10 protein-coding genes are annotated in these 11,416 nt (G+C 71.1%); 1 reads left to right on the top strand and 9 read right to left on the bottom strand.

The genetic code is table 11. The features are described from left to right. Positions 1-977 precede the first annotated feature (977 nt). Positions 978-1,469 (top strand): pyridoxamine 5'-phosphate oxidase family protein, encoded by a 492-nt coding sequence (locus VG276_26220; protein ID HEV8652789.1) that lies wholly within the window; start codon positions 978-980, stop codon positions 1,467-1,469. 259 nt (positions 1,470-1,728) lie between these two features. Here VG276_26220 and VG276_26215 read toward each other — a convergent pair whose 3' ends face one another. The 9 genes from VG276_26215 to VG276_26175 all read right to left on the bottom strand — a co-directional run. Next, a complete protein-coding gene (locus tag VG276_26215; GenBank protein HEV8652788.1) occupies positions 1,729-2,598 on the bottom strand; it encodes an alpha/beta hydrolase in 870 nt (289 codons plus the stop codon). A 446-nt stretch (positions 2,599-3,044) separates the two neighbouring features. Next, on the bottom strand, positions 3,045-3,446 hold the full coding sequence (locus VG276_26210; GenBank protein ID HEV8652787.1) for a hypothetical protein: 402 nt from the start codon (positions 3,444-3,446) through the stop codon (positions 3,045-3,047). Further along, positions 3,443-3,853 (bottom strand): hypothetical protein, encoded by a 411-nt coding sequence (locus VG276_26205; protein HEV8652786.1) that lies wholly within the window; start codon positions 3,851-3,853, stop codon positions 3,443-3,445. The genes VG276_26210 and VG276_26205 overlap by 4 nt, the downstream gene beginning before the upstream one ends. Positions 3,854-3,918: 65 nt before the next feature. Next, positions 3,919-4,554, bottom strand: coding sequence for a hypothetical protein (locus VG276_26200; protein HEV8652785.1), 636 nt, complete (start codon positions 4,552-4,554; stop codon positions 3,919-3,921). A gap of 342 nt (positions 4,555-4,896) precedes the next feature. Further along, positions 4,897-5,181, bottom strand: a complete 285-nt coding sequence (locus VG276_26195; protein HEV8652784.1) for a hypothetical protein — start codon at positions 5,179-5,181, stop codon at positions 4,897-4,899. A 964-nt stretch (positions 5,182-6,145) separates the two neighbouring features. Further along, complete coding sequence (locus VG276_26190) at positions 6,146-6,727, bottom strand: hypothetical protein (protein ID HEV8652783.1); 582 nt, start codon at positions 6,725-6,727, stop codon at positions 6,146-6,148. 592 nt (positions 6,728-7,319) lie between these two features. Next, positions 7,320-9,878 (bottom strand): FtsX-like permease family protein, encoded by a 2,559-nt coding sequence (locus VG276_26185; protein HEV8652782.1) that lies wholly within the window; start codon positions 9,876-9,878, stop codon positions 7,320-7,322. Beyond that, entirely contained in the window at positions 9,878-10,654 is a 777-nt protein-coding gene (locus tag VG276_26180; protein ID HEV8652781.1) for an ABC transporter ATP-binding protein, read from the bottom strand. Before VG276_26180 ends, VG276_26185 begins: the two co-directional genes overlap by 1 nt. 515 nt (positions 10,655-11,169) lie before the next feature. Further along, on the bottom strand, positions 11,170-11,416 hold a 247-nt coding region (locus VG276_26175; protein HEV8652780.1), incomplete at its 5' end, for a LuxR C-terminal-related transcriptional regulator.

The following is an 11,416-nucleotide window of genomic DNA, read 5'->3' as shown; positions in this document are numbered from 1 at the left end:
AGAGAAGGGATCCCCTGCATACTACCAGGGCACGTTCAGCCAAGACGGTGACACCCTCACCGGCGCATGGGTGTATCCGGGCGGCGGCGGTTATTCCACGACCTCGACCAGGGTCAAATAGCGCGGCAGGGAGCCCACGAGGACATGCTTCGGAGGTGGTCACCGGCGTGAGCAGGATCGTCATCGACATCGAGGATGGGAGGGTGACGGATGGCAACGGATCTAGAGACAACGAGCTCGATCACGATCAACGCCTCCACTGCAAGAGTCTGGGAGGCCTTGACGACGCCTGACCTGATCAAGCAGTGGTTCTTCGGGGTCGACACGGAGACGGATTGGGAGGTGGGAAGCGCAATCATCCACAGGGGCGAGTACCAGGGCAAGCCGTACGAGGACAAGGGGAGATCATTCGGCTCGAGCCTCAGCGACTCCTCGAGCACAGCCATTGGAGCCCGCTTTCCGGCAAGACGGACAGTCCCGAGAACTACCAGCAGGTCACGTGGCAGCTCTCGGAGCGCGATGGCGGAACCGAGCTCACGATCACGGAGCACAACCTGCCCTCCGAGCAAGCGAAGGAGGTCTCTGACGAAAGCTGGAAGACCGTCCTAACCAACCTGAAGGAAGTGCTCGAGGAGTAGTCGGCCCAAGACCTGCATGTAGCTCATGGTTTCGGTCAAGCTCAGCGGCTCCATCGGAACGACCGCCAACAACCGGAGATCCGGCCGGCCGCACGGCTCGCTCGGGCCTCGAAGAGAAGAATGGATCACCAATCGGCTCTTGAACCCACGGCCCGGACCATCATCGAAGCGAACTGGTATATGGCGCTTGGGACTGCCGACGGGACCCCGCCATTTTCGACGTTCCTGGAACCTCGATGGGATCCACTCGAGCGGGTGGGGACACCGCCCGAAGTGCAGCTCCTCGGCCAGCACCCGTCCTCGCGGTGATCGGATCCGGACCCACGACTGGGAGGAACGATGGACGGCCAGCAGGATCTCGGGGCCATCGCCAGGGGCATCATCGACGCCAACCTGTACATGACGCTGGCAACCGTCGACGAAGCCGGCCGACCCTGGGTCGCGCCGGTGTTCTACGCGGCCAAGGGGTCCACGCAGTTTTACTGGATCTCCTCGCCAGAGGTGACGCACTCACGCAACCTCGCACGGCGTCCGCACGTCAGCATCGTGGTGTTTGACTCGCAGGTGCCCGCCAGCACCGGTCAGGCCGTGTACATGTCCGCGGTGGCTGAGGAGCTGGCGGGCGCAGACATCGACCGGGGCCTGGAGGTCTACCCTGGCCCCGCCGGGCGTGGGGGGCGCGCGATGACACCGGAGCAGCTTCGACCGCCCGCTCTCTACCGCCTGTACCGCGCGACCGTGTCGCAGCACTGGATCCTCTGCCCGAGGAGCTCCGGGCCGTGTACCGTCCACGGGCGCGCCTTCGACCATCGGATCATGGTGACCTTGTAGGCGGCGGACGAGGCCGACACCATGCCCGAAGCCGAGTGCGGCCGGCGGATCGAGAAGCCGGGGCGCCAAGATCATCGAGCTGCGCGGCCGCCGCGACGAACTCCCCGATGCCTGGCCACCCCACCCCTCCAGCTATCCACCGAGCGGAGCCGGCCGGCGTGCGCGACGCGGCCATCTGCCCCTGGGATGGTTGGCATGACCGTATCCTGCCCGGCCGGGCGGTCCAGGCCCAACCCCTCAACCCAACCCCCAGGACCCGTTACTGCGATGGTGCAAGCCGTCGCCGGATCGCGGCGGCGAAGGCCTGGGGGGCCTCGACCGGCGTGAAATGCCCGACGCCGTCGAGGAATTCCAGCTCCGCGGCGCTGAAGAACGCCTCCAGCCGGTCCGACCATGCGCGCGGGAACAGGGGATCATGCTCTGGCCACAGGACGGTGGTGGGCACCGCGATCCGCTCCTGCGGCGCAGGCGCCCGCTCGGCCAGGGACGTCGCCACCGTCCCGGACCCGGCGCGGTACCAGCCGACCGACGCAGTGAGGGCGCCGGGCGGCCCGTAGCCGTCGAGCAGGTGCGCAAGGCGCCGGTCGCCGGGCTCGAAGGCTGGCCCCGACCAGTGCGACCAGAAATGCCGCAGGTACGCACGGACCGCCGCCGGGCGGCCGTCGACCAGCTCCTCGATCAGCCCAAGGGTGTGAAACGGCTGGTACCAGAACTCGCGCTGGGCAGCGGCCGTCAGGACGCGCTCGCCGGCGCCCGGCAGCGGTGGTGAGAGCACCAGCGCCCGCACCCGGTCCGGCGCCGCGCGGGCAACCGCCTGCGCGATCCGGCTCCCGATGTCGTAGCCGGCGAGCACCGGTGGCCGGAGGCCGAGCTCGTCGATCAGCCCGAGCACGCTGCGGGCCTGCGCCGCCGCGGAGTAGGCATCGGCCGGGGACACCGGGTGCTTGTCCGACGCGCCGAACCCGCGCAGGTCCGGCGCGACAACCTCGGCATGGCGCTCCAGCCGGGGGACGAGGGCGCCGAAGTCGGTCCGGTCGCCGGGCCAGCCGTGGAGGAGCACCACCGGGTCGCCGGCACCGTGACGGCCGTAGGCCAGACAGAAGCCGTCAACCGGCGCCGACCGCGGCATCCCCGTCGTCCTCCCAGCGCCACCGACAGCCGCTCTCAGCCGGCCGCCCCGGCGATGCGTTCCGTGTCAACAGCACCTTCCGGGTGCCCCCAGCTGGACACAATACGAACCCAACACCGCTGGTCACCGGCCCGACCATCCGTCTGATGGCGCGCAACGCCAAGGTTCGCCGGGACGGCTACCGCAAGACGCCGCCACGCTGACGTGGCTTGGCGTCTGGATCTTATCGTGGGCGGCGGCGTTCACGGACCGCCCAACCGCCGGCGGCTTCCGGGTCGGAGGGTCAGTTCACGGAGGTCGCCTCGGCCGAAGACGCTCGCCGCCGCGAGCGGGTCGCACCAGCGGAAGCCTGGTTGCATCCTGGCAGGACGGAACGCACCTCGCGTTCCTGGGGATGACGCCGGCGCAGTCAAGGCAGGCGTGGTCGAGGATGAGAGGCCGTTCCATCACGTGGATGAGGTCGACCGCACCGGTGGTGGGGTTGCCGGTGACCTTGGCGCCAACCTGGATACCGGGAACGAGGTACTGGTGGCAGAGCACCTACCTGCACACTCCTGGCTGGCGCCTGGGGCACCGGCAGGGGCGTGGAAATCGGCGTTAGGGTCGTCGATGCTGTAGCTGTCGGGGAGCACCAGCGACGGGTCGCCCTGGGCGTCCGCCTTGGGGTCGGGCGCGTCGACGCCGTGCTGGCGCAGGCACGCCGCGAAGCGGACCAGGTGGTCGAGGATCTCGGTCTTCTGGCCCTGGGTGAGCGGACGGTCGAAGCGGTCCGAGCCGGAGAGGTACATGCACGTGGCGTGGGCGGCCCGCACGGCAGGGTCGGGGCTGTCGTCGGGGGGGTTGGTCATGTTGCGGAAGGCGCCGTTGTGGTCGGGTCGGGCATGTCGATCCCGTGGGCGCGCATGCAGCGCGCGTACGCCAGGGCCGCGTCGCCGGGCGTCACCCCCCTGCCGGCGGTCGTCGTCGTGGTGGCGGCGGCGCGGCTCCCGGCGACCGGCGGGCGGGGGCCGAGCGAGGCGACGCCCCGGGGGGCGGCCGGGCGCGCGGTGCACCCCGACAGCAGCGCGACGAGCACCAGCAGCGCGACGGTGGCCGGCCAGCCGCGGCCGGCCGGGGCCGGCCGGCGGGGCTGGTCGCTTCGGCCAGGGTGGTGGCCGGCAGTGATCCGCGACCGCGGTGCGCGCTGGAGACGTGGGATGCACGCCGTCGTGAGCGCTTGAGGGGCGACGCGAGCTGGACACTGCGATTGCGCCACCCCTCAACCTCAAGCCGGGTCCGGGCATCGGTCGCCGGGGCCGGCCCGTGCTCCGATGGCCGGTGCTACTCGTGGATGATGTCGACCTCGCCTACCCTGATGGATCCCAACCTGGTATTCCCGGTAAGCAGCGCGGGCTCAGGGGTGAAGTTAGTGGTTCCATCCGAGACGGTGCCGGACGCGGTGGCCTGCCGGAAGGTGCCGTCCAAGTGGAAGTTCACCTTCAACCCCGGCTCCTTCAGGTGGAAGCGGTCGTCCTGGCTGAAGGTGTCGCCAAACCCGGTCCAGCGCACGCTGACGGCCACCGGGAAGGAGGTGCTGGACACATCGTCGAAGACCTCGATGGTCGCGGTCAAGGTCGCCGCGGTGAACTGCTTGTCGATCTGAAACTCGCCGGGCGCCAACACCGCAAAGCCGTAGGCGGCAAGCAGCTGGGTCTGGGTGCAAACGTCGGACTGGAAGATATAGACCTCGCCCCCCGACGCTGCTTCGGGCCCGCCCGGGTCGGTCTTGAAGCGGCCGTCGGAGGCGAGGACGTAGACGACGGTTTGGATGCATCCCTGGGTTGAGGAGAACTCCGCCTGCGCGGTCTGGCCCTTGAAGCTCACATGCAGGGTCACTGCCCCGTCGGCGCGTGCCGGCAGGGCGAGGGCCATCAGGACCACGGCGAGGCTGACGACGGTCAGCAGGCGCGTTCGCATCCCTGGGCTCCTTTCGTTCTTGGTTGCGGACCTTGTGCCCGCGAGGAGACGGGACGCCATGGCAGTTCAGGGCGTCCGACTGGCAGAACCAGGAGATCGTCCCAGGCGCAGAGCGGATCAACCCTGGTGCAGGCCGTTCTGTTGGGTCACCTCCCTTCGCCGGCGAGCAGCGCGGGTAGGGAGTACGACGCGGTCATCGGTCACCTCGGTGGGTGCGCGGGATCGTTACCAACCCCAGTGTTGGGGGGTGGGCGTACGCTCGTCGTCGGCTGGCAAGCGACTGTCGTGCTGCACGATCGGCGTGCCGCGCCTACGTCGCGGCGCGTAGGTAGTCGGCGGGGGTCAGCTTCCGCCCCGGGGGGCCAGGCCGGCCTGGAAGGCGACCACCACCAGCTGGGCGCGGTCGTGGGCATGCGGGCCGCCGCTGCTGGAAGCCGTCGGGGGTGAGAGCCGCACCTTGGCGGTCCGACCCAACGCCGGTAACTGCATGCTCAAGTCGACCAGATGCCGGCCGACCCGCTGCTGCGCGACCACGAAGGCGCCATCGCTCCCGCGAGCCGGCGAAGCGCGAAGGCGCCCGGCGGTCATGCCCGGGGAGGCGCCAACCGCGACCGCAAGCACGCTCACCAACGCCACAGCAGCGGAGCACGACCTGGACGGCGACGACGGCCACTGGACATCACGCCATCCTCCCTGCTCAGAAGAGCCTTCCTCATCGTTCAGATCACGTCGGCTTCGCGGGAGCCACGACAGATCCACGCCTAGCAGCGCTGCGGCCCCAGCAGGCGTGAAGTTGGCGCCTCTCCTCCGACCGCCAGCTGGTTCCGCATTGACGTTACCGCCGAAGGCAGGGACGTTCCCCGGCAGTTTCCCGGCAGCTCGAGCCCCTACTGGTTCCCTGCGCATGGACACCTGGTTCATGCAGCCACGGGCTGCCGGTGTGCGTGATCGTCTCGTAGTCGACGGACCGCGGTAGTAGCCGAGGGCGGAGTCGCACCGAAGGTGGGTTGCGTGGGCCGGGTGGTGGTCAGCGGGCACGGATGGCGTCAGCGCGGACAGGGGGCTGGTGCTGCTGGAGCACTTCGCGGCGGCCGCCGCCGCCGGGCATCCGCTGGCCGAGGCCCCGCGACTGCGCCCAGCCGACCTCCAAGGGACCGTCATGCGGATCCCGGCCGGCGGCACCTCACCCGAGGAGCCTGTCGCCGGTTCGCCGACCATTTCGGCATTCCGATGGACACCAGAGGCCATAACCTCGGGCTGGAGCACGCCATCGAGCAGCTTCGACGCGACCCGGCACGCTGCACCCTCTTCGGCGGCGACTGGGCCATCCCCGCCCATGCGGCCATCCGGCTGGTTCCCCTGCACCCGACGCCGTGCTATCTGTGGTCGCTGGTGTGGCGCGAGGCGAACCAGCACCCACTGCTGGGGCGGCTACGGAGCACGCCATCCAGGCCGGGCGAACCGAGGGCTGGTTGCCTACGAGCCCCAGCACGAGACCCAAGAAGACGCGGCCGAACGCGTCGAGGATCGTGCCGGCCCACGACGGCAGAGTTGGTCCCAGTTCAGCGGGACGAGTTCTTGGTACCGCCGGTCAGGCGAGCCGGTAGAGGATCGGCATCGCGCCGGTCCGGTTCGCCCGCAGGTTGGCGAGCATGTAGGTGCGGAAGCTGGGCTTGGTCAGCTGGCGGAGCAGGAAGCGCGGCAGGCTGTCGTCCCAGCGCGCATGGTTGACGAAGACGTAGTCGGCGCCCCCGAACGGCGCAAGCACCGTGGAGTTGTCCAGCCCGGTCTCCACCGCAAACCAGCCGGCGAGGTAATCCCACAGTTGCAGCGCCACCGCCGCGTCGTCGGCGACGAAGTAGTTGAACAGGAACAGGCCCTGCCGGGCCTTGTCGACGTCGCCAACCCGCCTGACGCAGCGGGCGGTCATGAGGTGGACGTCGGTGGCTGCCTCCGTGGCCGCCTCGACGAGCAGCTTGTAGGGCTCGGTGGCCTGGACCTCGCCGATCACCTCGGGCGAGGTCGTCTCGATGAGCACCACGACGTCGTAGCGCGCGACGTGGGGGGCTTTCTCCTTGGCGTAGCCGGCGGGCGGCGCAACCAGGATGGCGCGGTAGACGGTGGCCTTCTGGACCGCGCCGAGGCGCTCCAGCTGGCGCGCCAGCGACTGCAACCGGCCGAGCAGCGCCGCCTTCTGCGGGCTCTTGCCCGGAACGGCGCACGCCCGCGCGGCGGGTTGATGACGGCGGCCACGTGGATGTAGCCGAGCGGCGGCGGCTCGATGAGTGTGACCGGAGGATACTTGGGCTGCGGGTTGACGATCTCCAGGTCCATGATCGGCTCCTCCCCCGATTTGGGTCCTCACCCACGCCGTGGCGCGAAGGAACGGGCCTTGCGCCAGGCGGCGCTGTCCAGGAAGAACTTGTGCACCATGAGCGCAGGGAAACCACCGGACGCAGCGGATGCGACAGGTGCTGGCGGGGTTGCTGCTGGTGGCAGTTGCTACCAGCAGCAACCGACAGGTCTGCCAGGCACCAGCACCGCTTGTGTGCTCGGACTGCGTTCACCGAACCCGTCGACCTTCCGCTTCTGCGAGCAACGCTGGACCCTTCTCCGACCGGAGGGATAGTTGGGCTTCGCAGCATTGCCGGCGTCGCGGTCAGCGAGACGACCGTGAAGACCCACGTCGGCCGGCTGCGCCTCCCGCTCGAGGTAGAAACGCATTGTTGGCCACCAGCAGGCACCTCGCCTCCTCCAATGCCCGCTTACTCGTAGGCGATCGCGCGTAGCACGTCGGTGCGTGCTGCCCTGGCCGCGGGGAGGATGGCCGCGGCCAGCCCGACGATGACCGCCAGCGCCAGGAGGACCGCCGTCGACCTCCAGGGCAGCGACAGGACCGAGACGAACTCGTCGGGCACGGCGCGGACCACGGCCGTGCCCAGCGCGGCCCCGACCAGCACGCCGAGCAGGGCGCCGAACACGGCGATCACGATGGACTCGACCGCCACCATCTGCATGACCTGGGACCGGCCCATCCCGACCGCACGGACCAGGCCGAGCTCGCGGGTCCGTTCCAGGATCGACAGCGCGAGCGTGTTGATGATGCCGAGCACCGCGATGACGATCGACAGGCCGAGCAGGACGTACAGCATCACCACGGCGGTGTCGACCTGGCTGGTCAGCTGCGCCAGGAAGTCGGCCTGGCTGCGGACGGCGACCTCTGGGTTGTCGGTCAGCAGCGCGGCCACCCGCTGCTGGATGGCGGGAGCGTCGGCGCCCTGCTGCAGGTGGATGTAGCCGAAGTTGGCCTGCGGCGAACGGAAGCCCGCGGTGGCGTCGTCGAGCGACAGCAGCAGCGGCCCGGGGACCAGCCGTGACCGCGCGAAGACGCCGACCACGGTGTAGGACGTTGGGCCGCGGCGCTGGGTCGCCAGCTCGACCGTCTCGCCGACGGCGAGGTTGTGGTCGTTCGCGAACCCGTCGTCGACCACGAGCTCGCCCTTGCGCAGGGTCCGGAGCTGGCCTGCGGTCGCCTTCAAGCGGAAGATGGTGGCCATCGCGGGGAGGTCGCCGGCGGCGACGTCGGTGGCGTCGCTGCCGAGCTGGGCGACGTCGGCGTGGACCGCGACCGCCTGCGCCACCCCCGGGAGCCGCTTCGCCTGGTCGATCACGGTGGGGTCGTAGGTCGCCGCCGAAGGGCCCCCGATGTCGTCGCCGGCGATGATGAGCTCCGCGGCCAGGCTCTGGCGGACCACGCCTTGGAGGCTGGCCTGCAGGGAGCTGGCGAGCACGCTGACCCCGGTGACCAGCGCGATGCCGACCATCAGGGCGGCCGCGGTGACCGCGGTGCGTCGGGGATTGCGCGCCGCGTTCCGCTGGCCCAGCTTGCCGGGCGTCGACCAGGCGAGCAGCCGGCCGAGCGCCGCCACGGCGGGTCGGCTGATCGCGGGGGTCAGCATGGCGACGCCGACGAAGGTCAGCAGCACGCCGCCCAGCAGCGCAGGGAGGGTGGCGTCGCCGAGGTCGCCGAACAGCGCCGCCCCCACCGCGGCGACGCCGAGCAGGGCGGGGACCGACCCCGCGACGGTCAACCCGGTGAGCGGCCTGTCGGGCGTGGCGGCATCCCGCAGCGCCGCGACCGGTGGGACCCGGGAGGCCCGCAGCGCCGGCAGCAGCGCCGCGACGACCGTGACGAGCACGCCGACCAGGTAGGAGGCGACGACCGCGGAGCCGGGCAGGGTGAGCGCGGCGTCGGGGAAGGTCAGCCCGCTTTGGGCCTGCATGACCGCCCGGAGCAGCGCGGCGACCCCGAGGCCGGCGAGCAGGCCGAGGGTGGCGGCGAGCAGCCCGACCAGGACGGCCTCGACCAGCACCGACCGCAGGACCTGGCCACGGCTGGCGCCCAGCGACCGCAGCAGCGCCAGCTCCCGGGTCCGCTGGGCGACCAGGATCGAGAAGGTGTTGAGGATCAGGAAGGCGCCGACGAACAGCGCGACCCCGGCGAAGCCGAGCAGGAAGGCCCGGATGAAGCCGAGGAACCCCTCCACGTCGCTGGCCTGGTCGGCGGCGACCTGCTGGCGGGTGCGGACGACGTAGCCGCCGCCCAGCCCAGCCTGGATGGCGTCACGCAGCTCGGCCGGCGAGATCCCCTGCTGGGCCTGGACGTTGACGACGCTGTACACGCCGCGCTTGCCGAGCAGCAGCTGCTGGGCGACCGGCTCGGTGAACGCCACCCGCGTCTCGCCGCCCAGCGAGTCCCGGCCGCCGGTGTAGCCGAAGATCCCGACCAGCGTGAACGTCTTTTTCGGTTGGAGGGTGAGCACCCCGAGCTTGTCGCCCACCGTGAAGTTGCCCTGCTTGGCGAGGCCGGCGTCGATCGCGACCTCCTCGGGCGCTGCCGGTCCGCGGCCTGTGCGGAGCTGGGTGAAGCCGACCTCGCCGCGCCAGCCGACGCCGAAGCGCGGCGGTCCTGAGCTGCCGATCACCTTGCCGTCGTGGCCGATGACCCGGGCGCCGTCGGCGATCACTGCCCCGATCGCGCTTTGAACCCCGGGCACCGCGGCGACCCTGCCCACCGTCTCGGCGGGGATCGGGGTGGTGACCGGGTCGCCGCCGCGTTCTGCCTCTTGGACGTGTTGGGCGCCGGTGACCTGGACGTCGAGGTTCTGGTTGACCGTCTGGAACAGGGCGTCGAATGACCTGCCGAGGGTGTCGGTGAGCACCAGCGCGCCGGAGACCGCCAGCACGCCCAGCACCACCGCCAGGGCTGACAGCAGCAGCCGCAGCTTGCGCGCCAGCAGGCTCTTCAGGGTCGCGGTGAACATCACGCCTCCCTCTCGTTGCTATCGAGGTGCTTCATCTGCTCCAGCACCCGTGCGGCGGTCGGGTCGGCCAGCTCACCGACGATGCGGCCGTCGACCAGGAAGACCACCCGGTCGGCGTAGGCGGCCGCGGTCGGGTCGTGGGTCACCATGACGACGCTCTGGCCGAGCTCCCGCGCCGAGTGCCGCAGGAACCCCAGCACCTCGGCGCTGGAGTGGGAGTCCAGGTTGCCGGTGGGCTCGTCGGCGAAGACCACCTGCGGCCGGGTGACCAGCGCGCGGGCGCAGGCGACCCGCTGCTGCTGGCTGCCGGAGAGCTGCGCCGGCCGGTGGCCGAGCCGGTCGCCGAGCCCGAGGGTCGCGACGATGCGGTCCAGCCACGCCTGGTCCGGCTTGCGGCCGCCGATCGCCAGCGGCAGCGTGATGTTCTCCGCGGCCGTCAGCGTCGGCAGCAGGTTGTACAGCTGGAAGACGAACCCGACCTGCTCCCGGCGCAGGCGGGTCAGCCCACGGTCGCCGAGGGCGTCGACCTGGGCGTCGCCGATCCACACCTGGCCGCCGCTGACCCGGTCCAGCCCGGCGAGGCAGTGCAGCAGGGTCGACTTGCCCGACCCCGACGGGCCCATGATCGCGCTGAAGCGGCCGCGCGGGAGGTCGAGGGTCACGCCGGCGAGCGCGTCGACCCGGGTCGCCTCGGTGCTGCCGTAGACCTTCCACACGTCCACCGCCCGGGCGGCCAGGCCCGTGCCGGCCGCTGTTGCCGCTGTTGCGCCCCGCATTCATGCCTCCCAGCTCTGTGGCGGGCGAGCGCCCGCGCCTACCAGCCACGCCTGCGCAACGGAGCTGCTCGAGACGTTCCCGGTACTCGTCGGTGGTGAGCTCGCCGCGGGCGTACCGCTCGGCCAGCACGTCCCTGGCCCGCTCCGCCCCGGAGCGCTCACGCGGCCGGGCGCCGCGGACCACGAACCAGACCACGGCGGCGACCAGGGCGACCCACAGCAGCAGCACGACCGGCCCCCACAGCCACGCCCACCCGCCGCCGGGCCCCCACCCATGCCGCCACCGCTCACCCCCGAAGGCGGTCAGCACGGCCAGGACATACCAAGCGGTCATCGGTCACCTCGGTCGGCACGCAGGGTCGTCACCGACCCCAGTCTCGGGGCGTGGGCGTACGCCCGTCGTCGGCTGGCAAGCGACTGTCGTGCTGCACATCGGACGTGGCGTGCCTACCTCGCGGCGCGTAGCCGACGGGCGTCAGCTTGCGTGCGGGTGGCCAGGCCGGAGCCGACGGGCGTCAGCTTTGGTCCGGGGTGGCCAGGCCGGCCTGGAAGGCGACGACGACGAGCTGCGCGCGGTCGTGGGCCCGCAGCGTGCCCATCGCCCGGCTGACATGGGTGCGCGCGGTCGCGGGGCTGACCACCAGCCGCTCGGCGATCTCCTCGTTGGCCAGCCCCTCGGCCACCAACACCACCACCTCACGCTCCCGCTCGGTGAGCGCGCGCACGCCCGGGTGCGGCGCCGGCCGGCGCGCCCGCCTGGCC

The organism is Actinomycetes bacterium, assembly GCA_036000965.1.
Taxonomy (GTDB): domain Bacteria; phylum Actinomycetota; class CALGFH01; order CALGFH01; family CALGFH01; genus DASYUT01.
The sequence above is the reverse complement of the archived record's forward strand: the minus strand, read 5'-3'. Positions and strand labels throughout refer to the sequence as shown.

What these genes read in the sequence shown, in the direction of transcription:
- VG276_26185 (HEV8652782.1), bottom strand. Translation starts at nt 9,878, where the DNA reads ATGTTCACCGCGACCCTGAAGAGCCTGCTGGCGCGCAAGCTGCGGCTG.
- VG276_26210 (HEV8652787.1), bottom strand. Translation starts at nt 3,446, where the DNA reads ATGACCAACCCCCCCGACGACAGCCCCGACCCTGCCGTGCGGGCCGCC.
- VG276_26220 (HEV8652789.1), top strand. Translation starts at nt 978, where the DNA reads ATGGACGGCCAGCAGGATCTCGGGGCCATCGCCAGGGGCATCATCGAC.
- VG276_26200 (HEV8652785.1), bottom strand. Translation starts at nt 4,554, where the DNA reads ATGCGAACGCGCCTGCTGACCGTCGTCAGCCTCGCCGTGGTCCTGATG.
- VG276_26180 (HEV8652781.1), bottom strand. Translation starts at nt 10,654, where the DNA reads ATGCGGGGCGCAACAGCGGCAACAGCGGCCGGCACGGGCCTGGCCGCC.
- VG276_26215 (HEV8652788.1), bottom strand. Translation starts at nt 2,598, where the DNA reads ATGCCGCGGTCGGCGCCGGTTGACGGCTTCTGTCTGGCCTACGGCCGT.